The 21,897-nt window shown below is 43.9% G+C and carries 19 protein-coding genes and 4 pseudogenes; 19 read left to right on the top strand and 4 right to left on the bottom strand.

Features of this window, described 5'->3' with window-relative positions; all coding sequences use genetic code 11:
* The first annotated feature begins 62 nt into the window (after positions 1–62).
* On the top strand, positions 63–785 hold the full coding sequence (locus LG52_RS11155) for a TspO/MBR family protein (protein WP_044733218.1): 723 nt from the start codon (positions 63–65) through the stop codon (positions 783–785).
* A gap of 25 nt (positions 786–810) precedes the next feature.
* Here LG52_RS11155 and LG52_RS11150 read toward each other — a convergent pair whose 3' ends face one another.
* On the bottom strand, positions 811–1,092 hold the full coding sequence (locus tag LG52_RS11150) for a hypothetical protein (RefSeq protein ID WP_231584458.1): 282 nt from the start codon (positions 1,090–1,092) through the stop codon (positions 811–813).
* Between the two features lie 136 nt (positions 1,093–1,228).
* Here LG52_RS11150 and LG52_RS11145 point away from each other — a divergent pair, with 136 nt between their 5' ends.
* The 7 genes and pseudogenes from LG52_RS11145 to LG52_RS11115 form a co-directional block, all read left to right on the top strand.
* Positions 1,229–1,453, top strand: coding sequence for a hypothetical protein (locus LG52_RS11145; protein ID WP_231584457.1), 225 nt, complete (start codon positions 1,229–1,231; stop codon positions 1,451–1,453).
* A gap of 218 nt (positions 1,454–1,671) precedes the next feature.
* Positions 1,672–2,079: a hypothetical protein gene (locus LG52_RS11140; protein WP_231584456.1), complete on the top strand. Its 408-nt coding sequence runs from the start codon at positions 1,672–1,674 to the stop codon at positions 2,077–2,079.
* Between the two features lie 134 nt (positions 2,080–2,213).
* Positions 2,214–2,501, top strand: a complete 288-nt coding sequence (locus LG52_RS19085; protein ID WP_075261912.1) for a hypothetical protein — start codon at positions 2,214–2,216, stop codon at positions 2,499–2,501.
* Between the two features lie 29 nt (positions 2,502–2,530).
* Entirely contained in the window at positions 2,531–4,009 is a 1,479-nt protein-coding gene (gene tnpC / locus LG52_RS11135) for an IS66 family transposase (protein ID WP_044731982.1), read from the top strand.
* Between the two features lie 611 nt (positions 4,010–4,620).
* Positions 4,621–6,068 (top strand): annotated as a pseudogene (gene tnpC, locus LG52_RS11125) (IS66 family transposase).
* A gap of 210 nt (positions 6,069–6,278) precedes the next feature.
* Positions 6,279–6,554: a hypothetical protein gene (locus LG52_RS11120; protein ID WP_044731980.1), complete on the top strand. Its 276-nt coding sequence runs from the start codon at positions 6,279–6,281 to the stop codon at positions 6,552–6,554.
* 628 nt (positions 6,555–7,182) lie between these two features.
* A pseudogene (locus LG52_RS11115) lies at positions 7,183–7,485 on the top strand (two-component sensor histidine kinase); the annotation flags it as partial.
* Between the two features lie 15 nt (positions 7,486–7,500).
* Here LG52_RS11115 and LG52_RS11110 read toward each other — a convergent pair.
* Positions 7,501–8,634 (bottom strand): IS4-like element IS5377 family transposase, encoded by a 1,134-nt coding sequence (locus tag LG52_RS11110; protein ID WP_015375695.1) that lies wholly within the window; start codon positions 8,632–8,634, stop codon positions 7,501–7,503.
* A gap of 124 nt (positions 8,635–8,758) precedes the next feature.
* Here LG52_RS11110 and LG52_RS11105 point away from each other — a divergent pair.
* The 10 genes and pseudogenes from LG52_RS11105 to LG52_RS11060 form a co-directional block, all read left to right on the top strand.
* A pseudogene (locus LG52_RS11105) lies at positions 8,759–9,817 on the top strand (sensor histidine kinase); the annotation flags it as partial.
* A 2-nt stretch (positions 9,818–9,819) separates the two neighbouring features.
* Positions 9,820–10,494: a response regulator transcription factor gene (locus LG52_RS11100; protein ID WP_044731978.1), complete on the top strand. Its 675-nt coding sequence runs from the start codon at positions 9,820–9,822 to the stop codon at positions 10,492–10,494.
* Positions 10,479–11,087 (top strand): TVP38/TMEM64 family protein, encoded by a 609-nt coding sequence (locus LG52_RS11095; protein WP_044731977.1) that lies wholly within the window; start codon positions 10,479–10,481, stop codon positions 11,085–11,087. Before LG52_RS11100 ends, LG52_RS11095 begins: the two co-directional genes overlap by 16 nt.
* Positions 11,084–12,067, top strand: a complete 984-nt coding sequence (locus LG52_RS11090) for a F510_1955 family glycosylhydrolase (RefSeq protein ID WP_044731976.1) — start codon at positions 11,084–11,086, stop codon at positions 12,065–12,067. Before LG52_RS11095 ends, LG52_RS11090 begins: the two co-directional genes overlap by 4 nt.
* A gap of 31 nt (positions 12,068–12,098) precedes the next feature.
* Positions 12,099–12,827 carry a sulfite exporter TauE/SafE family protein gene (locus tag LG52_RS11085; RefSeq protein WP_044731975.1) on the top strand — a complete coding sequence of 243 codons (729 nt, stop codon included), beginning with the start codon at positions 12,099–12,101 and terminating at the stop codon, positions 12,825–12,827.
* Positions 12,828–12,851: 24 nt separating this feature from the next.
* Positions 12,852–13,052, top strand: a complete 201-nt coding sequence (locus tag LG52_RS11080; protein ID WP_044731974.1) for an SHOCT domain-containing protein — start codon at positions 12,852–12,854, stop codon at positions 13,050–13,052.
* Between the two features lie 97 nt (positions 13,053–13,149).
* Positions 13,150–13,461: a metal-sensing transcriptional repressor gene (locus LG52_RS11075; RefSeq protein ID WP_044731973.1), complete on the top strand. Its 312-nt coding sequence runs from the start codon at positions 13,150–13,152 to the stop codon at positions 13,459–13,461.
* A 15-nt stretch (positions 13,462–13,476) separates the two neighbouring features.
* Positions 13,477–15,873 (top strand): heavy metal translocating P-type ATPase, encoded by a 2,397-nt coding sequence (locus tag LG52_RS11070; RefSeq protein ID WP_044731972.1) that lies wholly within the window; start codon positions 13,477–13,479, stop codon positions 15,871–15,873.
* A 21-nt stretch (positions 15,874–15,894) separates the two neighbouring features.
* Positions 15,895–16,098 carry a copper chaperone CopZ gene (gene copZ / locus LG52_RS11065; RefSeq protein ID WP_044731971.1) on the top strand — a complete coding sequence of 68 codons (204 nt, stop codon included), beginning with the start codon at positions 15,895–15,897 and terminating at the stop codon, positions 16,096–16,098.
* A gap of 122 nt (positions 16,099–16,220) precedes the next feature.
* Positions 16,221–16,721 (top strand): annotated as a pseudogene (locus LG52_RS11060) (transposase); the annotation flags it as partial.
* Positions 16,722–16,779: 58 nt separating this feature from the next.
* Here the strand turns inward: LG52_RS11060 and LG52_RS11055 are convergent.
* A complete protein-coding gene (locus LG52_RS11055) occupies positions 16,780–18,366 on the bottom strand; it encodes a multicopper oxidase family protein (RefSeq protein ID WP_044731970.1) in 1,587 nt (528 codons plus the stop codon).
* Positions 18,367–18,495: 129 nt separating this feature from the next.
* Positions 18,496–19,386, bottom strand: a complete 891-nt coding sequence (locus tag LG52_RS11050; RefSeq protein WP_044733216.1) for a C39 family peptidase — start codon at positions 19,384–19,386, stop codon at positions 18,496–18,498.
* A gap of 492 nt (positions 19,387–19,878) precedes the next feature.
* Here LG52_RS11050 and asnB point away from each other — a divergent pair, with 492 nt between their 5' ends.
* Positions 19,879–21,786, top strand: a complete 1,908-nt coding sequence (gene asnB, locus LG52_RS11045) for an asparagine synthase (glutamine-hydrolyzing) (RefSeq protein ID WP_044731969.1) — start codon at positions 19,879–19,881, stop codon at positions 21,784–21,786.
* Positions 21,787–21,897 lie beyond the last annotated feature (111 nt).

Below are 21,897 nucleotides of genomic sequence, written 5' to 3'. Positions count from 1 at the left end.
CGGTTATCGTGTCCACATGAGAGGAATAGTATAAATGTATAAAGAAGAGATGGGGGATGATGATGAGCCGGTTTGTTATTTATATGATTGCATATGTCGTTATGGTCGTTGTGAATATCATTGCTGAGCGGCTTCCGTTAAATGGTCAGACGACAGGGGAAATATCGCGAAAAGTAGACGTCTTATTTACTCCGGCAGGGTATGTGTTTTCGATTTGGGGGCTCATTTACATCTTACTGGCGATTTGGATTTTAAGACAAGTTCCTTTTTCACGACGCGACTTGCCTATGTATCGTCAAGCGCTCGTCCCTTTTGTTATTAGCTGTGTATTGAATGCGTTATGGATTGTTGTGTGGCATTATGAATATTTTTTCTTTTCGGTCATTGTGATGCTTTTCCTTCTTTTTACGCTGATCTCGTTATATACAGTGGTCAAACGTACGAATCCACGTTTTTTTGACCTTTTGCCATTTTCTATTTATTTAAGTTGGATTAGTGTTGCAACGATTGCAAACATTTCCTTTGTTTTAAAATACAACAGTTGGGATGGATTTGGATTATCTGATGCATTCTGGGCAATCGTGATGTTACTCATTGCGACAGCTTTAGCCTTTTTGTTCATGATCCGACAACGAGATAACATATATCCACTTGTATTTGTTTGGGCGTTTGTTGGCATCGGGGTGAAAAACCAAGGGACTGCGTCGCTTGTTGCATACGTTTCATTTTTTCTGGCAGGGGTTATATTAATTGGAACCGCATCTTTATACAAAGAAAAAACATAATCGCCCATACTTGCCTATGGGCGATTTATACATATTGACGTATTGCTTCATGAAATTGTTTTTGCATATCTTCGTCATACAAAAGTTTTTTGAAGTTTGTTTTTGAAAATAAATATGTAGTGATGCTAGGGTCTTTTAACATATGTTTTATCGTGTTTCGATCGAACGTTTTTTGTGGTGAAATAATTCCTATTTTTTGCAGATGTTTTAATTTTCGTTTTGCGGTGAGATAACTAAACTGACCGAACAATAAAAAATCTAACAATGCGCCTATTGCTTCGAAACACATAGTGACTAGCATTTCCATGCTTCCCATTGCCCCCTTCTTCTATTTTTGATAAATCACTCAAATTTTACCTTTTTTCATCGTAACATATTGACAAAAAAAAAAAAATAAGGATAAAATTTTATTGTGAATATTGCGACGATTGGGTGTATTTGCTGTGAAATTGTATTTACCTTTTTTAAGGGAGATTGAGGTAAAATTCAAAGAAAATTCTTTCTGTGTCGAGTCGACTGATGGTTTTTTTGATTTAGGTCATGTAATAGAAAAGGGGAATGAGAAGGATGAAAATGTAGTAATTATTTCCCTTGGGAAGCAAAAAATCCTAGAAATAAACATCAGCCTATTTGCAAAAATGAATGAGGATTTTAAGGATACTATATAGATGCAATTTGAAGTTTTAACATTTATAGCTTTTGCCGAGAATTGGATCCCGACTGTCAGGGGACCGAACAATGCGACTTTCAGACCCATGTATGGGCTGTGAAGCGGGTGGTTGTTTGGTCCTTCCGTCAGCTGAAAAATGGACAAGCGACTTTTCCATCAAGGATATGTTAAACTTTTTCGTTGCATCTATATAACTTGGTTAGATGTTTAACATGTATGGGAGTGGAAAAAAATGCTCAAGAGGTACTTTTTCCAGTGCATCCAACACGCGATTTTAGCATAAACGATCAAGAACTATGTATTTTTATGGAATTTTCTTGTATTAAAAGAGACATGCCTGTCGTCATTATCATCGAACATAATCGTGAACTTGTATATGGAAATATAGACGTTATACCAGCTGGAAAGAGAGGAGATTATCACAGAACTTTCGCACATGTTATTTTACTTGAACATAAACAGCTTCTAGAGCATGTTCAAGGAACGAACGAATATAAATTTTTTGTGCGTTTGTTAAATGGTAGGAAGCTGACCGAGGGTATTTTTCGTATAAGACGAGAACGGCTTTCGTATGCTAAGAAGCACTCCACTTTTTATAGCTATCATTTTGATCAAAAAATATAAGAGGCTGATGCGGCTGTTTTGCGGGGCATATATGGATAAGAAAGCTCAACGTTATACTTATAAATGTTTCTATGAAAGACAACTATTCATTGCTTATCACTACATTTCATTTCTAGTGGAAAGGATGGTTAGCAATGTCTACATGGAATAGAATTGAATCAGGAATTAAACAAGGATTAAAGGATGTAGCAGCTTCTTATGGAATTAATTGGAGTGGTGCTGCTAATACTGCTAGTAAGGCAGGCCCGGCTGTTGGAGGAGGGATTAAGGGAGCTAAAAATGCACGAGCAGAAGTAGAGATGCAGAAATCTAAAGCAGAAACGAGATTGGAAGTAGGAAGGATTGAAAAAGTAACTGTTCAGCCATTACATAGAAAAAGTTTACGAGATCGGGTTTATTTCTGTTCCCCTTGTCTATACTAGTACCATCCAAGACAAGGGAGGTGAAAAGGATGGCAACCGTTGTTTTTGATTTCCAACAAGCCGTTTTTACACTCGAAAGCATGGTCGCAAAAATTCAGCGCCAAGCACAAACGATTGAAAAACTCGTTCGAGAAAACGAGCAACTACGTCAAGAAAACCAACGGCTTCGACAAGAAACCCAACAATTGAAAGCACGTATTGCAGAATTAGAAGCCTGTACGAAAAAAAACAGCACCCATAGCCATTTGCCGCCGTCTTCTGACCGGTTTGTGGCGAAATCTCCTTCTCGCCAACCGTCGCAGAAACAGCCGGGAGGGCAGCCGGGGCACCGAGGAACGACGCTCCGCCAAGTACCAAACCCTGACCACCGAGTCCTTCACCGCGTGACCCAATGCAAAGGATGTGGTCACTCTCTAGAACATGTTGCTCCGCTTCAAGTAGACATTCGCCAAGTGTTCGACCTTCCCGTGGTTCGCATGGAAGTGACTCAACACGAACGGGAAGTAAAGGGGTGTCCGGAATGTCATCTCGTCCAGCAGGCGGAGTTCCCTTTTTATGTCACAAATCATGTCCAGTACGGTCCAGCCATCACTTCCCTTGTTTTATACTGGAATCATGCGCAGTTGATCCCGTACGAGCGTGTCACGGAGATGGTCAAAGCGCTAGTGGATCATTCGATAAGTGCAGGCACAGTCGTGAACATGACGAGACGGTGGCTGCCTGTGGTAGAAGCAGCGATCAAAGAGATCGACGCGGCGCTGCTCGCTTCCAAGACGTTGCACGTCGATGAAACGAGCCTGCGTGTGAACGGAAAGAACCAATGGGTGCACGTGGCTTCCACTGCCAAGGTCACCCGATACGGACTTCATCGCTCTCGTGGAAAGAAAGCGACGGACGACATCGGGATCTTGCCACGGTACAAAGGAACGATGGTACACGATGCGTATTCGGTGTACCCGATGTACACAGAGGCGAGCCATGCGCTTTGCCACGCCCATCATCTCCGGGAGCTTCGGGCATATACAGAACTTTACGGCCATTCATGGTCGAAAGAGATGACCGAAGCGCTGTTAGAGATGAAACAGGCGGTGGAGAACGCGGGCGGAGCTCTACCGGAAGAGGAAGTCCGGTATTGGGAAGCCGTGTACGACGAGCTTCTAGCGAATGGCCGCCGAGAACTCGAGGAGCGTTGCCGACAAGGCAAGCATGAAGGCGCCCGCAACGCGCAGAATTTCATCCAGCGTCTAGAAAAGCGCAAGCAAGAAGCGCTTCTCTTCCTGCGAAAGAAAGAAGTACCGTTTGACCACAACCAAGCCGAGCGCGATTTGCGGATGGTGAAAGTCAAACAAAAAATTTCCGGAACGTTTCGTCAGGAAGACGATGCCGAGGCTTTCTGTGTCATGCGCAGCGTCATTTCTACCCTGCAAAAACACGGAAAGCCGGTTTGGGAATCGTTGCAACGACTTCTAAGTGGGGAGTCTCTCCAAACGATTCTCCATTCCTCCTAGGGCATTTTCGATACGGGAAATGCCCTATTGGTGCTGGATTCTGAAAATCTCACGAATATTGGGCTGAATGGATACTTGAAAAAGCAGCAACACAAACGATAGCTAAAGGGGCAGCTAAAGGAGCGATCAAAGCGATAGGAATATGGGGATTCATACCCGATATAGCAATATTTGCGAATGGTTTTAGAAAAGGGTACTCAGCTGCAGGCAACTAGGAGGATTAGTATGAGTGCTTATGAGATACATGGATTTTTTCTCGTGTTCCTAATCTACTTTCAACTGTTTCATATCGTCAAGACGAAAGACACCGATTATGTTTATGCAATAATCCCTACACTATCGGGACTTATACTTGTTTATACATCTATTTTTGACTTTATCGACCTTTATATGTCTTTCTTAGTACTTGTGGTTGTGTCTATATTATGTATTGTCATTTTCTTTAGATTACAGGTCAAAGAAATTAAACGTGAATGGCGAAGTAAAAAGGATACGTGAGACTATTGGATAGTACCCATAAGTAACTATTCAGCCACCTCATAAAGTGAGCTGAATATTTTTTGGTTTTCCTGTCTATGATGTGAATATTGATAGACAAGGAGGTGAATCGCATGTTGACGGTACAACAAGCTGTATTTACGGTTGAGAGTTTAATGGGCAAAGTCCAACAACAAAAGCAGCTCATTCATCAACTCATTCAAGAAAATGAACATTTGCGTCAAGAAAACAAACAGCTACGCAAAGAAAATGAACAACTGAAGTATCGTGTTCAAGAGCTGGAAGCACGCACGAAAAAAACAGCTCTAATAGCCATCTGCCCCCATCTTCCGACCGTTTTGAGAAAAAACGTTCCTCCCGCGAGCCGTCTGGCAAAAAGCCTGGCGGACAGGAGGGACATGAGGGAACGACGCTCCGTCAAGTGGAACATCCACATCATCGTGTCGTCCATCGCGTACATACGTGTCAAGGATGCGGGTCTTCTTTGCGTGACGTAAAACCGTTCAAGGTCGATGTCCGTCAAGTGTTTGATCTGCCTCCCGTGACGATGGAAGTGACACAACATGAACGCGAAGTGAAATCATGTCCACATTGCCGATGCGTGCAACAAGCCGAGTTCCCATCACACGTCACCAATCATGTGCAATATGGTCCACGGATCACGGCGCTTGTCGTGTATTTATACAACATACAAATGATTCCATATCAACGTTTACGTGACATGATGGAAGAGCTATATCAACATCCGATCAGCACAGGAACACTTGTCAATATGGTCAAACGAGGACGCGAAGCACTCGAACCAAACATGGACATCATCGAGGAAGCATTGCTTCAATCGGACATCTTGCATGTCGATGAAACGAGCTTGCGGATCGATGGCAAACAGGCCTGGGTTCATGTCGCCTGTACATCCGCATATACGTACTTAGCTCCTCACGCTTCTCGTGGAAAGAAAGCAACCGATGAAATCGGGATTCTTCCACGATATAAAGGAACGATGATGCATGATGCATTCGGTACATACCCGAGATACACCGAAGCCACACATGCTCTTTGTCATGCCCATCATTTACGTGACTTGAAAGGATTCATCGAACAAGGGCATACATGGGCAAAACGGATGACCACGTTTCTATTAAATGCCAAACAAGTGGTCGAACAACATGGTGGCTTTCTTCCTGAAGAAGAAGCGAAACGTTGGGAGCACGTGTATGATCGCATACTCGCGAAAGCCAAACATCAGTTGGAAGGGATGACACCGTTGCCGAAAAAAGCGCTCTCCTTCGTTCGGCGACTTCAAAAACGAAAGGAAGAAGCGCTGCGCTTTTTGCGTGAAGCTCACGTTCCCTTTGACAACAACCAAGCCGAACGGGATCTTCGCATGGTCAAAGTCAAAGAGAACATCTCGGGTACATTTCGTCAGGAAACGTTCGCGCAGTCGTTTTGCATCGCAAGGAGCATCGTTTCCACACTCACCAAGCACGAAAAAAACGTGTGGGACTCGTTGTGTCTTCTGTTGACAGGCGAAACGATAGATCGTGTTCTTTCCGCTACGTAGGGCATTTTCTATGACAGAAATGCCCTATTTGTGCTGGGCTACTTTACACACTAGCATCGGGGTGAATAGTTACAGTTGTAGGGAGATGCAAAAGGTAGCCAAAGGAGCGATCAAAGCGATAGGAATATGGGGATTCATACCTGATATTGTTATATTTGCGAATGGTTTTAGAAAAGGGTACTCAGCTGCAGGCAACTAGGAGGACTTATAATGGGTGCTTACGAAATAAACGGAATTTTCCTCGTGGTCTTTATCTATTGGCAACTATTTTATGCTGTTAAGAAAAAGGATGCTGGTCATATTGTTGTTGTTGCTCCTATATTATTAATGTTTATCTTTATTTATACAACTCTTTTTGATTTCATTCCACCTTATCTACGTATCGGGATTGTTGTTATTGTATATATGTTGCTTATTGTAGTTGGTTTTAGAAATGCAAAGAGAAAAATGAAAGAAGCAAGATTTAGAAGCAAGAATGAAGTGTAACTTGTGATGTTATATAGACGTCCATGACGAAACATTTTCGTCATCATCGGAAGGATGAAAATGTCCCTATGTTGAATGCTACAACTTTACGCATCTTGGAGTTCGGGTATTTTCAGTATAGATACAACTGAGGAGTTTAACGTACTTTTTTCGATCACCGAGGCAAGCCTATGGCTTGCCTCGCAGTAGTTGAAAAATAACGATGCGATCCATATATGTTATTTTTATGGTTCATCACCAAAAGATGTACTTGAATTTTAAAGACAAACATGATAACAATGTTGCTCAAAGAGACGTATGGTATTAAAAGGAAAAAAGATGTTTTGATTTTCTCAATCATGATCGTCTTTATTTGTCAAGTACACTTTGTGGTGAATAGCCATTTTTATAATTTTATGGATTTTATTTACAAAATCTTCATAAGTTCACGGATATCAAACTTTTTGCGGTGATGAAAAGGACACAGCGATAAAAACGCATTGGATAAATATAGAAATATTCGATACAAATATCAGAGCGATCATGCCAATCCTCTGTCACAACTCCACAGGCGCATGTCGTCCCTCCACATTTTCTCCATATTTTTTCTGCTATAATGAAGAAAAACGCCAGTAAGGAAGGAATATTTGTGCGAAATCTTTCATTTAAGTTAGGGCTATTATTTTTTGTCTTTGTGTTAGGAATTGAAACGGTTTTATTTGCGTCGTTATACGTGACACTTGTTAACGCGAGAATTAATGAAGAATTTGAGCAACTGTTGGCAAGAGGGAACAATCATCGTGATGTATTGGAAAAAAGCTATTACCCTTCTACGTTAGAACATGTCGTCATGATGGAGTCGGAAGCGGAGACGGATGTCGTCATTACAGATGCGAAAAGAAACATTTTATACTTTTCCGATCACATTTTGCCGTTTGCAAAAAAAATCATTCCTCACGAGTGTTGATTATCCAAAATTATACATACGCCTTCCATAAATTTGGGCATACTCAAACAAAGCAGCGGCCATCCCGGATTTCCAATCGAGAGGAAGCTGCCCAGAGAAAAAACGGCGAACGAACGAAATGAAGGAAAGAGAGACGTTCGTCTGTTTTTTGGTTTGATCATACAGCCATCGCAGCAACACATACGCGATGAACGCCGCAAACAGTTGGTTGTATACCGCATTTTCCGTCGTGCCAAACAAGGTCGGGACATTCAGATATTGCTTCACCCAACGGAAAAAGACCTCAACAGTCCAACGTTGTTGGTACATGTCGGCAATGGTTTCCGCAGACGCATGGAAGAGGTTCGTCACGACCCGAATGTCGCGGCCATTCGCATCTCGAAAGATCACCACCCGGTGACGCTTGGTGGAGCGGCATTGTTTCGTCCCCAACTGGCACGTGAAGTCGGCTTGAACCGATGAGGATGTGCTGGAAAGGCGTTTCAAGCTTTTTTTCTGATGAAGTTCGATGTTGTCCTTCATCCGAATGACAAAGAGCTGATGCTGCTCCACAAATCGATCGAGGCGTTCGATTTTGAAATACGCCCGGTCTTCCACCAGCACTTGTTGAGCGTTCGTCAACTGTTCTCCCACCGGGCCATCATGACGCAGTCCGATGGTTTCCACCACGTCTGCCGGCAACGAGGATTCCGGCGAATACGCGACGTGCAGCTTCACTCCGGCGCGTTCGCCGTGATACGGCGCCCATGGCAGGCGGTTTTTCCCGACCGTGACGGTCGTCGAATCCACCACCCGAAGCGGTTTGGGAAACCGAAGCGAACGGCGGGTTTGGCGGTTGCACTTGGAAATGATCAACGCCAACAAGCGTTTCATGATGTCATAGGGAACTTCTTTCGCTTTCTTGGATACAGTTGAATAATGGAATCGCGGCAATCCATACAGAGGCCCCACATCGGCTCCGTGGCGAAAGCTTTTCCATTGATGCATGGCGGCCAGCAGGAAGAAGTGAATCAACTCGCGCAACGTAAAGGTTCGAGACGAATCACGATACCCAACCGCTTCGGCAATCAGTTGAATCTCTTCATCCGAAACAAGTTTTTGCATCAAATTCGGGAGTGTGGTATGCTTGTTCATAGAGAGCACCTCCTGGGTTTGTTTGTGTCGCTACTCACATTCTACAGGAAAGGTGCTCTTTTTTCTATACCCTTTGGATTTTATTGGATAATCAACACGCCTGATCATTCCTCATACTGATGTCCGCCACATTCCTCACAGCGGGATGGTTGTGCAAAACAACTGGAAAAACGAATCGTATATTGCCACCGCTAGCCCGATTCGGATGGACGGCAAGACAAAAGGATATGTATATATGTTTCAGCGAACGGCTTCTATTCAAAATATGATTGCCAAATTAAAACATCATTTTCTCGTTGTCGGCATTGTTTCTGTCTTTTTGACGATTTTGACGATTTTTTTCTTATCAAGAGTCATTACGATTCCGCTTATTCGCATGAAACAAGCGACCGAAAAACTGAGCAAGGGAGATTTTTCTGTCCGTCTGCAAGTGAAAGGAGAGGACGAGCTAGCGCAACTCGGAAAAGCGATCCAAACACTTGCGACCGACTTGGAATATTTGAAAAAAGAACGAAACGAATTTTTAGCGAGCATTTCGCATGAACTGCGCACCCCGCTCACATATGTGAAAGGATATGCGGACGTTGCGCGCAGACCGAATATTGCTGAAGAAGAACGAGCGAAATATTTGTCCATTATTTATGAAGAAGCAGAGCATATGCAAAAGTTAGTGAAAGATTTGTTTGAGCTTGCGAAAATGGATCACCATTCGTTTCAAATTAAGAAAGAGTCAACTCCACTATGCCTTTTTTTGAAAAAAATATACGAAAAAATGTATCCTGCATTTCACACGCAAAATATGTCGCTTGTCTACCGCTGTGATGAAAACACGACCGTCTATATCGATCAACAGCGGTTTGAACAAGTGATGATGAATCTTTTAGACAATGCGTTAAAATATTCTCGCCAAGGTTCTACTGTTTCTATTGATGTGAAAATAGAGAAAAAGAACGTCATCCTCATCATTTCTGATGAAGGAATCGGCATCCCTGAAAAAGATTTGCCACATATTTTTGAACGATTTTATCGAGTCGATAAATCACGGTCGCGAACAGGCGGAGGCACAGGGTTAGGTCTGGCGATTGCCAAAGAAATTGTCGAAGCGCATGGCGGTTCGATTCGTGCGATAAGCCAATTCGGAAAAGGGACAAGCATGATCATTACATTGCCGAGGAGTGAATGAAGGTGTATACCGTTTTACTGGTGGATGATGAAAAACGAATGTTAGATTTGTTAGAGCTGTATTTAATCCCAAACGGGTATCGTTGTGTGAAATGCGAGTCAGGGGTAGCGGCAATCCGCTATTTGGAAAATAATAAAGCGGACCTCGTTTTGCTTGATGTGATGATGCCAGAGATGGACGGATGGGAAACGTGCAAACAAATACGAGAGTTTTCTAATGTTCCGATTATTATGGTCACAGCAAGAGGGGAAACGACAGAGGTTGTCCAAGGGTTGAAAATCGGAGCAGATGATTATATTACAAAACCGTTTAACGAATCGGAATTGCTTGCAAGAATGGAGGCGGTATTACGGCGTTCTGTAGGAAAACAAACGAAACTCGAGTTTCACGGCTTAGTTTGGGACGAGGAGCAGCATAAAGTCCAATATGCCGGGCACGATATTTTTCTCACGCCAAAAGAGTTTGCGATTTTAGGACTTTTTCTCAAAAATCCAAACAGAGTATTTAGCCGAGAGCAACTGATCGTGACATTATGGGGGTATAACGCTAATACAGAAGAACGGACAATTGATTCCCATGTGAAAAACATTCGCGAAAAGCTCCGCCAAGTCGGCTTTCCGATTGATCAATTTCTGCAAACCGTTTGGGGAGTAGGGTATAAATGGAAGAGCAAGTAATTGCTTTATTTCATACGTATCCATCGATCGCTTTTCTTCTCAGCATTGGGATTAATATTGTGATTAGTATTTTAGGCGTTGTCCCGAGCGTCTTTCTCACTGCAGCTAACTTGGCGGTATTTGGTTTTTGGCAAGGCACGTTTTTATCGTTTATCGGAGAAGCAGTTGGTGCGATTGTGTCATTCTTGTTATATCGAAAAGGATTTCGCAAACTTTCGGAAACGAAATGGCTTTCCGATCCGAAAGTGAAACGTTTGCTTGAGGCAGAAGGGGTAGAAGCGTTTTCGCTTGTTTTGTCTTTGCGTCTTTTTCCTTTTGTTCCGTCGGGGCTTGTGACGTTTGTGGCAGCGATTGGACGCATGTCACTCCTTCTTTTTCTGGTCGCCAGCTCGCTCGGAAAGCTGCCAGCTCTTTTGTTAGAAGCATATTCGGTATATCAAGTGATGAATTGGACATGGCAAGGGAAAGTGATATCGACACTTGTATCTGTTTTTTTATTTATATTTACTTGGAAGAAAATCACTCAAAAAAGGCTTAAACGAATGAAAAAGAATGTGAGAAATCTAAATGATACAAAGGAGAGTCGACCATGACAAAAATGACGAAAGCAATCATCATTACATCATCCATTCTTCTTCTAAGCGCTTGTTCATCCTCCAACGAAAAAGAGCAAGCCTTTATTACAAGCAAAGAACAAGCAAAATCGAATGTATCTGTTACCAATAATCCTTTCTTTAAAGAAAAAAAAGAAGGAAAGATCGAGCATTTGCACGGAATCGGTTATGCAGGCAACCAACATGCGATTTACTTTGCTACACATGAAGGTTTATTCGTTTACCAAAATAATAAGTGGTATGAAACGATTTCTAATAAGCATGATTATATGGGCTTTTCGGCTACAGACGACGGCTTTTATTCATCAGGGCATCCGGAAGAAGGTTCATCTTTAGGAAACCCACTTGGTCTTGTAAAAAGTTTTGATGATGGACAAACATTAATGAATTTAGGATTTTATAAAGAATCTGATTTTCATTATATGACAGTTGGCTATAAAAGCCATACCATTTATGTTGTGAACCAAGAAGAAAATAAAACGCTCGGACAAGGGGTATTTTACAGTAAAGACGACGGCAAAACGTGGTCGCCAAGTCAATTGAACGGCCTGCCGCAAACTGCAGCGGGAACGATTGCAGCCCATCCAACGGACGAAAATATGGTTGGAATTAGTACATCGGAAGGAATTTTTGTTTCAAGAGATAATGGCAATACGTTTGAACGGTTCACTCGAAAAATCAATACGACGACGTTTGCGTTTCAAGAAAAATTCATTGTATTTGCAGCTGTAGAGAACGATAAACCTATCCTAATTAAACAATCATTAGACACAAAACAAGAGGAAGTTCTTTCCGTTCCTGCATTGGATGAAAAAGATCATATCATGTATATCACTTCTAATCCAGCAAATGACAACGAAATAGTAATTGCGACGATGAACGGGGATATTTTCATGGCAAAAAATAACGGTGCAATCTGGACAAAACTAATTTCTGCAAAATTCACTGCTACAATATAAACATCAGATAAAGAAGAAGGGGAGAAGAAGGGTGTATTCGTTCTTGAGTCAAATCAGTAACCTTCTAAGTCAACCGTTTCTCAATATGGCAAATAGCATGACAGCGATTCCTATTTTGTCAGCCTTTATCCTTGGCATCGTGGGAGCGATGGCTCCGTGTCAACTCACCGGTAACTTAGGAGCAATCACGCTATACAGTAATCAGTCTTTGCAAAAAGGAATGGCTTGGAAAGAGTTGATTTTATTCATTTTCGGTAAAATTATTGCTTTTTCCGGTTTAGGCCTGATTGTCTGGCTCATGGGGAAAGAGATTCAAAGTACGCTAACACTATACTTTCCATGGTTAAGAAAGCTTATTGGTTCCATTCTCATTCTTGTAGGCTTATATTTGCTAGGGCTTTTTAAAATGTATTGGAACGTTACCTTGTTCAAAGTGCCTGAGAGATGGCGAAAAGGAAAAATCGGTTCGTTTTTCATGGGATTTGGCTTTTCATTAGCTTTTTGTCCAACGATGTTTGTGCTGTTTTTTGTCACTCTCATGCCTCTCGTCTATTCAACGTCTTATGGGGTGCTATTACCGAGCATCTTTGCCGTTGGAACTTCTGTACCTGTTATTTTCTTTATCTTTGTCCTTTGGTACTTAGGATTTAGCGGCACTCTGATGAAAAAAGGAAGGCAAGTAGGGGGGATTGTTCAAAAAGCAGCCGGAATCGTGATGGTTTTACTTGGTATATTAGATACGATCACTTATTGGTTTTAAAGTTAGGAAAAGGAGGGAAACTCAATGATGTTTGGCGGTTCTTTCATGATGGTGGGGATCATGTTATTTTGGGTTGTATTAATCGCCGTTGGTTTTTATCTCTTATATCGTTTTATCAATGATCGGAAAGAAGAACTCTCTCCGATGGAAATATTGAAAGTACGATTAGCCAAAGGAGAGATTTCTTTGGAAGAGTTTGAACAGCTAGCAAAAAAATGTGAATAAATGATGAAAAGATGGTTGATAAGGATGATGTCAACCATCTCTTTTGTTGCTTTATATACCCATTACCGGTATAATGTAATCAGAGAGGTGATATTTTATGAGTCATTGTGAAGATCACAATATGGACAAAAAAATGGTTCCGCGCACGGAAGAAGAAATTGAAAAAATTGTGAATCGCTTAAAACGGATTGAAGGACAAGTGCGCGGTGTGCAAAAAATGGTCGAAGACAATCGGTATTGCATCGATATTTTAGTGCAAATTTCCGCGATCACGGCAGCGTTAAATAAAGTAGGATTGAACTTGTTAGAACGTCATGTCAGCCATTGTGTGTCGAAAGCGATCCGCGAAGGAAGCGGGGACGAATCGATTCGCGAATTAATGGATGTCATTAAGCAATTCTCAAAGTAAGGGAGGAAAAGATGGATGAGTGAACAAAGAACTGTGACAATGAAGGTGACCGGCATGACATGCGCCGCGTGTGCTAATCGGATTGAGAAAGTATTAAATAAGATGGATGGAGTAGAAGCCAATGTCAATTTGGCAATGGAGAAAGCAACGATTAAATATGATCCATCGAAGCAAATGATCGCCGATATCGAAACAAAAATTGAGAATTTGGGGTATGGCGTTGCGACAGAAAAGGTGACGCTTGATATTGAAGGCATGACATGCGCAGCATGTGCGACACGCATTGAAAAAGGGTTACATCGGATGGAAGGTGTGACAAGCGCTACTGTCAACTTGGCGACAAACAGTGCGGTTGTCGAATACAAGGAAGGCGTTACATCTGTCGAAGATATTTTAGAGAAAATCAAAAAACTTGGGTACAAAGGGCAAATTCGCACCGAGGAACAAGACGATGCTGGCCGGAAAGAAGAGTTGCTTAAACAAAAACAACGGCAACTCGTTATTTCCATCATCTTATCGTTGCCGCTGCTTTATACGATGGTTGCCCATATGCCGTTTGATATCGGCTTGCCGATGCCGCATCTGTTGATGAATCCGTGGTTTCAGCTTCTTTTAGCGACACCCGTTCAGTTCTACATCGGCGGTCCTTTCTATGTCGGGGCGTACCGAGCGTTGCGAAACAAGAGCGCGAACATGGACGTCCTCGTGGCGCTTGGAACATCGGCCGCATACTTTTATAGCTTGTACGAAGCTTTTCGGACGCTTGGGAATCCTGCATATATGCCGAGATTGTATTTTGAAACGAGCGCTGTCTTGATTACGCTTGTGCTTGTCGGCAAATATTTTGAAGCGCTTGCGAAAGGGCGCACGACAGAAGCGATCTCTAAGTTGTTAAGCCTGCAGGCAAAGGAAGCGACTGTCATTCGACATGGGGAAGAAATAAAAATTCCGCTCGAGGAAGTGGTGATCGGCGATACGATCGTTGTCAAGCCGGGAGAAAAAATTCCGGTAGACGGTACGGTTATCGCTGGATCTTCTTCCGTTGACGAATCGATGATTACCGGTGAATCGATTCCGGTGGATAAGAAGGAAGGCGACTATGTGATCGGGGCGACCATGAATACAAATGGGGTGCTGACTATTCGTGCAGAAAAAGTTGGGAAAGATACTGCACTTGCCAATATCATTAAAATCGTCGAAGAGGCGCAAGGTTCGAAAGCTCCGATTCAGCGGATGGCGGATGTCCTGGCGGGTATTTTCGTACCAATTGTTGTAGGAATTGCGGTTGTTGCATTTATGATCTGGTACTTCTTTGCTGCGCCGGGTGATTTGGCAAAAGCGCTTGAAGTGGCCATCGCCGTTCTTGTCATTGCGTGTCCTTGTGCGCTCGGTCTTGCCACGCCAACGTCGATTATGGTTGGAACAGGAAAAGGAGCAGAACATGGCATTCTTTTTAAAGGAGGTGAGTACCTAGAAGGAACGCATAAAATCAACGCGGTCTTACTCGATAAAACAGGAACAGTGACAAAAGGAAAACCAGAAGTGACAGATGTGTTGTCATTCCAAGAACATATGCTTGACTATGCCGTTTCGGCCGAGAGCGCTTCGGAGCATCCGCTGGCTCATGCGATTGTTGAATACGGGAAGAAACAGGCGATTTCGCCAAAAACGTTGGAACGCTTTTCCGCCATTACCGGCCACGGAATTGAAGCTGTCATTGACGGAAAAAACGTCCTTGTTGGAACGCGAAAACTGATGAAGGAACGTTCTGTAGAGATTTCCGTGCACGAAGACAAAATGGTAGAACTTGAAAAACAAGGGAAAACTGCTATGCTTGTGGCCATCGATGGAGAGCTTGCCGGCATCATTGCGGTCGCGGATACGGTGAAAGAAAGCTCTAAAGAAGCGATTCAAACATTAAAACAAATGGGCATCGATGTATATATGGCAACAGGGGACAATCAGCGGACGGCGGAAGCGATCGCCAATGAAGTAGGCATTGAGCATGTGTACGCCGAGGTGCTCCCGGAAGACAAAGCGAACATCGTCGAGGAATTGCAGCAACAAGGGAAACGAGTGGCGATGGTTGGCGATGGGATTAACGATGCGCCGGCTTTGGCAAAAGCGGATATTGGGATGGCGATTGGCACGGGAGCCGACGTCGCCATCGAGACAGCTGATGTGACCTTGGTCGGCGGCGATTTGCGCCATATCCCGAAAGCCATTGAGTTGAGCCGCCAAACGATGAAAAACATTCGGCAAAATCTGTTCTGGGCTTTGTTCTATAATACAGTTGGCATTCCTGTAGCCGCTGCTGGACTGTTGGAACCATGGATCGCTGGGGCAGCGATGGCATTTAGCTCTGTATCGGTTGTGACAAACGCGCTTCGTTTGAAACGAGTGAAAATATAAAAATTTAAGGAGGAATGGATGATGACGATTACGTTGCAAGTACAAGGCATGACATGCGGACATTGCAAAGCGGCTGTGACGAATGCACTTCAAGCGTTGGATGGCGTCAACCGTGTAGAGGTGCATTTGCAAGAAGGTACGGTTGATGTGGATTATGATGAAACAAAGGTCAGCGTAGAAAAACTGAAAGAAGCGATTGAAGAGCAAGGGTATGATGTGAAATAACTTACGGAAGGTGCCCCGAAGTGATGACGGGGCACTTTTTTATCTAGAAGGCCGGTGAAAAAGTACACTCTGAGGCAGGGATTTAGGGGGCTGATGTCGAAAAAGGAAGAAAAACCGTTGGAATGGAGCGTGACTGGATCATGAAAGCCCCCAAAAACCCTTCGACTCAGCCTCGTCTGTTTCAAGTCATCAACATGGAGGACCTGGTTCCCCCACATCATATCCTGCGCCAAATCAACGAAGCGGTTGACGTTTCCGTCATTCACGATTGGGCGGCTCCCCTGTACACGGAAAAAACGGGTCGCCCGGCCGCGGATCCGGAACGGCTGCTTCGCCAGATGCTGCTCTCGTATTTGTTTGATCACTCCGAGCGGGAGTTGTATGAGATCCTCCCGATGTATGCCGGATGCCTGTGGTTTTGCGGTCTCGACTTTGAATCCGTGCTCCATCCGGATCCTCATCATCCTGCGCTGCCGGATCGAACGACGCTCGTGAAAACACGGAAACGCTGGCGTCAACACGGAATCGTTGATCGGCTGATGACCTATGTGGTGGACCCGTGCATCGCGGCGGAGCTGGTCTCGCCGGATGTCCATGCGGCGGCTGATGGCACCCAAGTGCGAAGGAAAGAGGGGCTGACCCAAAACGCATTTGTGTTTTGGGTCAGCCCCCTCAGCTTTCTTATTCACCTTTATTGGTTGTGTCATTCGGATCTGGAGTATAGTCCGATTTGTAATCGGCATATTTGACTTCAGTAACCATTCCCGCTGAGGCATGGTGCAAGTCATGGCAATGGAACATCCAATTTCCCGGATTATCCGCTTTAAATGCGACGACATATTCTTCACCAGGGTTTACATTTAAGGAATCCTTAATCAATGGAGAGCCTGTGACTGGCTTGCCGTTTTTGCTTAACACTTGGAAGAAATGTCCATGTAAATGCATCGGATGGACATCCATCGGTGAATTGTTCACTATTTTTACTTTTACTAAATCTCCTGTCTTCACATTGATCGGCGCTGTGTCAGGATACGTTTTCCCATTAATCGTGAAAATCATGCCATTTTTGCCCATGGCCGTTCCTAAATCCATTGTGTACTCTACATCATATTTTTGGTCTAACGTAAATGGACCTGTTTCATATTTTCCGTATGTTGTTATATCCACAACAGGAAGGTTTTCTTTTGCGTTCGCTTTGTCCGTGTTGCTTGCTTGTCCTTCGTATTGAATTTTTACTTTCATGCCATCGGTACCTTTCATATTCCCGTGACATTCTAATAACCATTCACCCGGGTTATTGGCGATAAACTCAATGTCGTAGCGCTCACCCGGAGCGATATTCAACAGTTCATCTTTGATTGGTTGCGGGTTCTTTAACGGTTGGCCGTCCGTTGCGACAATTTTAAACTCATGTCCATGCAAATGAAGCTTGTGGGACATGTACCCTGCATTGACAAGACGAAGTCGCACTTTTTCGCCTTTTTTCACTTTTAACGGTTCAATAGCCGCTCCGCTTTTTCCGTTAATCGTGAAAAGATCGTACATATTCATGTTATGCCCCATGTTGCTCATATCCATTTGTTGGCCATCGGAACGATTTCCATGTCCCATATCGCTATGGTTCATGCCGCTCATATTCATGTCCATATGGCTTTCTTCGTTCGGGTCGCTCATCCATTCGTCTAACACAAGAGTATAGTCCCGATCCACTTTTTCCTCATTTTTTGGTTCGACGATCAACGTGCCGTACAATCCTTTGTCCACTTGCTCTGCGCTTTTTTGATGGGAATGATACCAATACGTTCCCGGCACGGTTGCTGTAAATTCATACGTAAACGTTTCACCAGGTTGAATGGCGTCCATTGTGACACCCGGTACTCCATCTTGATTATTTGGAACAGGATAGCCGTGCCAGTGAATCGTTGTCGGTTCCGGCAATTCATTTTTTACTACGATTTTTACTTTGTCTCCTTGCTTCGCGCGGATTTGTGCACCGGGCACGGATCCATTATACGTGTATACCGGGAGCTTGACTTGATCATTGATGGGTAATAATGCTTCCTTCGCAGTAAGGTGAATTTCTTTCCCAGATAATACTTCTGTATGGGTTGCTAAAGGCAATTGCTGCTTGCTCGTTTCTGCGGAAGTATTTTCTTTTTTCATATTCATGTCGGACATGTCGTGTCCCTGCATGGAAGATGGATTTGAGCAAGCTGCGCCAATCGCCACTACTCCTGCGAAAATGGCGCCAAGCAGCCATTTCTTCATGTCGTTTTCCCTCCTTAAGCTTGTAGTGGGAGATGCAATTATATGATAGAAAATAGATGTGCAAAATGTATGGAGAAAATCGTTCAACTAAAATGTAAAAAAAAGCAAGCGATTCGGATTCACCGATGTCTAACGGTGGTAGGTAATCGCTTGCCGTCCCATTTGAACCCAAGCGTCGATAAAGTCTTGTTTCGGCGCTTTTTGGTTTTTGACAGCGGTCAATGGATCATTGAAATAAATGTACTGCTCATCATATCCCGTAATGAGCACCGCATGTTCCCGGTACGTGATTTTGATCGGGCCTTGCGGGGTTTGCCATTCCCGAAAGGCAGAGGGAGGAAGAGGACGAAAGGTGGTGTTCGTAATCACCCAAACCGGTGTGCCTTTGGCCAAGTATGTATAGATGATCTCAAACGATTGCCCTGTTAAGTCGACGATTTGGTTTGGCAAGTACCATTCAGCCAACTGCTTGATCGGCTTATGGTACACGCCGTATCCAGGCTTCGATAACGTATACATATCGCCGACAAACCCTTCATTTGGGTGTCCGTAAAACACTTGGCCATTCCTCACTTGATATGGAGTAGGGTTTTTCTTGATTTGTTTCGCCAACGTCATCTTATCGACGCGAATGCCCGCATGATTCAAGAGCATGGCCAAGCTGGTCACCTCGCATCCTCTTGGCAGTTCCGGAAGCTGAGACAAAAGGGGAGCGTCAATAAGGACGGATGTCCTTAGAATTCGTTTCTTTGAAGGAGCAGCTGATCGATTCACCTCCTTCGCTTGATTGCTGGGGGGCGGATCGGTTTCTCTGCTGTTTCTTTTCTGTACGAAGGCTTTGATGGCATCGCCTGTCTGGGCCGAGCTTGCATAATAGGATAATGAGGAGGCCAATAGAAAGAAACAGGAAATATACAATCCGAGCGACAGTTGATCCATCCTCCCGTTTAGAGGTCTTCTCAAGAGAACAAAACAAAGGGAAACGATGAGAAAAGTCAAAAAAAGGATAAACGCGAACAAGCCATTCTCAACCCCTTTGTGAAAAGTGGCTGTTTTTATATTAACAAGTAAGTATGCAGAAACTATGAAATTCATACTTTCTCCATATTTTATCGTTAATATATGGGGAAACTGAAAATCTTGCAAGCAGTTTTCCTGAAAAAATGGAAACAGATTGTTTTTGAAACTTGATTTTGTGTACGTTAGAATGAAAGTGTCTTTGTATAAATCTTTCTCTTTCTTATGTTAAAGGGTTCATCACCAAAAGATGTACTTGACTTTTAAAGACAAACATGATAGCAATGTTGCTCAAAGAGATGTGTGGTATAAAAAAATGCTGTTTTGGTTTTCTTTATCATGATCGTCTTTCTTTGTCAAGTACACTGTGTGGTGAAGATCCGGTTAAAGAAAAAAATGTCATTTTCTTAAAATTGAACAAAATAGCTTTTGGTGTTGTTTTTGTTCTGTATATACATCGATTCTTCTTAGCAAAGTGGGGGGACAATCATTACTATGTGCGGTTTTATTGGTTGTATTCATGATCGCCCGAAAGCGATTGAGCAAACATGGAAAACAATGTTGATGGAGATGAACCGCCTGATTACCCATCGCGGCCCCGACGATGAGGGGTATTTTTTTGATGAATACGTGAGTTTTGGCTTTCGGCGGCTGAGCATCATCGATCTGGAGGCGGGACATCAGCCGCTGTCTTATGAAAACGATCGATATTGGATCATTTTTAATGGGGAAATTTACAACTATATTGAATTGCGGGAAGAGCTGGCGGCGAAAGGATATTCGTTTGTGACGCATTCGGATACCGAGGCGATTGTTGCCCTTTACAGCGCGGAAAAAGAAAAAGCGGTCGAAAAACTGCGCGGGATGTTTGCGTTTGTCATTTGGGACAAACAAGAGAAAACGGTGTTTGCGGCGCGGGATCCGTTTGGCATTAAGCCGTTTTTTTATGCGGAGCAAGGAGATCGCACGTTTTTCGCTTCGGAAAAGAAAAGCATCTTGCTGGCTCTAGGACAGGAATCGCTGAACGGTGATTCCCTGCAGCATTATTTAACGTTCCAATATGTTCCTGAGCCGATGACGATGTCAGATGGCATTTACAAGTTAGAGCCGGGTCATTATCTCAAGAAAAAAGTCGGAAAACCGCTCACGATTCATCGTTATTGGAAGGCATCCTTCGAGCCCATTCGTCAATCGGAAGAGGAGCTTGTCAAGCAAATCCGCGATGCGCTGTTTGATTCGGTCAGCGTCCATATGCGCAGCGATGTGCCGGTTGGTGCGTTTTTGTCGGGAGGCATTGATTCATCGTTCATCGTCGCCATCGCGAAACAATTCCATCCGCACCTAAAGACGTTTTCTGTCGGGTTTGAGCGGGAAGGGTTCAGCGAAATTGATGTCGCCCAAGAAACGGCGGAGAAGCTTGGGGTGGACAATATTAGCTATGTCATTTCGCCGCAGGAGTATATCGATGAATTGCCGAAAATCATGTGGTATATGGATGATCCGCTGGCTGATCCTGCGGCTGTGCCGTTGTATTTTGTCGCCCGTGAGGCGAGAAAGTATGTCACGGTTGTGCTTTCCGGCGAGGGGGCGGACGAGCTGTTCGGCGGCTACAACATCTACCGCGAACCAGAGTCATTGCGGCTGTTTGCGCGAATGCCCAGCATCGTAAAAGCCGTGTTGCGGATGATCGCGAAGCTGCTTCCGGACGGGATGAAAGGAAAAAGCTTTTTGGAGCGCGGTACAACACCGCTCGAAGAACGGTATGTCGGCAATGCCAAAATCTATAGCGAAAAGGAAAAAGCGGCGTTGCTCAAAACGTACCAAGAGGGGCGCGAATATACGGCGGTGACGGCTCCTTTTTACCGCGAAACGCTTCATTACCCGCCCGTCAACCGGATGCAGTATATTGATCTTCATACATGGCTAAGGGGTGATATTTTAGTCAAAGCGGACAAAATGACGATGGCCCATTCGCTTGAGCTGCGCGTTCCCTTTTTAGACAAAAAGGTGTTTGATGTCGCGGCCAAAATCGCCCCTGACATGAAAACAGCCAACGGCACGACGAAATATATTTTGCGTAAAGCGGCTGAGGGCATTGTGCCGGATCATGTGTTAAACCGAAAAAAATTAGGGTTCCCGGTGCCGATTCGCCACTGGCTGAAAAACGAAATGTATGACTGGGCGAGACAGCTCATCAACGAAAGCGAGACGGATCATCTGTTCCATAAGGACGTGCTCTATCGGCTGCTGGATGAACATGCCCGCCACAAGGCGGACCACAGCCGCAAGCTGTGGACGGCGTTGGCGTTTATGGTTTGGCATCAAGTGTATGTAGAAAAGAAGTACGATTTTGCTCAATCCGTACAAAACGAAAAGCGTCCAGCGTCCGTTTTGGAGGCGTAATAAGGAAACGAGAGGGCATCCCGAGGTTCGGCCGGGATGCCTTTTTTGATCATCGTGAAGAGAAAAGTGGTCCGACGGTGGAGTAAAAAGGGCGGATCTGTTCTTATTGGA

It is taken from the genome of Geobacillus kaustophilus, from assembly GCF_000948285.1.
Taxonomy (GTDB): Bacteria; Bacillota; Bacilli; order Bacillales; family Anoxybacillaceae; genus Geobacillus; species Geobacillus thermoleovorans_A.
Note: the sequence above shows the minus strand (reverse complement) of the source record. Positions and strands in the feature narration are given on the sequence as shown.

Bases quoted from the DNA above. Each gene is read 5' to 3' on its own strand.
- tnpC (WP_044731982.1), top strand. From the start codon at position 2,531: ATGGCAACCGTTGTTTTTGATTTCCAACAAGCCGTTTTTACACTCGAA.
- LG52_RS11140 (WP_231584456.1), top strand. From the start codon at position 1,672: ATGGGAGTGGAAAAAAATGCTCAAGAGGTACTTTTTCCAGTGCATCCA.
- LG52_RS11110 (WP_015375695.1), bottom strand. From the start codon at position 8,634: ATGAACAAGCATACCACACTCCCGAATTTGATGCAAAAACTTGTTTCG.
- LG52_RS11055 (WP_044731970.1), bottom strand. From the start codon at position 18,366: ATGAAGAAATGGCTGCTTGGCGCCATTTTCGCAGGAGTAGTGGCGATT.
- LG52_RS11075 (WP_044731973.1), top strand. From the start codon at position 13,150: ATGAGTCATTGTGAAGATCACAATATGGACAAAAAAATGGTTCCGCGC.
- LG52_RS11120 (WP_044731980.1), top strand. From the start codon at position 6,279: ATGGGTGCTTACGAAATAAACGGAATTTTCCTCGTGGTCTTTATCTAT.
- LG52_RS11080 (WP_044731974.1), top strand. From the start codon at position 12,852: ATGATGTTTGGCGGTTCTTTCATGATGGTGGGGATCATGTTATTTTGG.
- LG52_RS11070 (WP_044731972.1), top strand. From the start codon at position 13,477: ATGAGTGAACAAAGAACTGTGACAATGAAGGTGACCGGCATGACATGC.
- LG52_RS11095 (WP_044731977.1), top strand. From the start codon at position 10,479: ATGGAAGAGCAAGTAATTGCTTTATTTCATACGTATCCATCGATCGCT.
- LG52_RS19085 (WP_075261912.1), top strand. From the start codon at position 2,214: ATGTCTACATGGAATAGAATTGAATCAGGAATTAAACAAGGATTAAAG.
- LG52_RS11155 (WP_044733218.1), top strand. From the start codon at position 63: ATGAGCCGGTTTGTTATTTATATGATTGCATATGTCGTTATGGTCGTT.
- LG52_RS11090 (WP_044731976.1), top strand. From the start codon at position 11,084: ATGACAAAAATGACGAAAGCAATCATCATTACATCATCCATTCTTCTT.
- LG52_RS11150 (WP_231584458.1), bottom strand. From the start codon at position 1,092: ATGGAAATGCTAGTCACTATGTGTTTCGAAGCAATAGGCGCATTGTTA.
- copZ (WP_044731971.1), top strand. From the start codon at position 15,895: ATGACGATTACGTTGCAAGTACAAGGCATGACATGCGGACATTGCAAA.
- asnB (WP_044731969.1), top strand. From the start codon at position 19,879: ATGTGCGGTTTTATTGGTTGTATTCATGATCGCCCGAAAGCGATTGAG.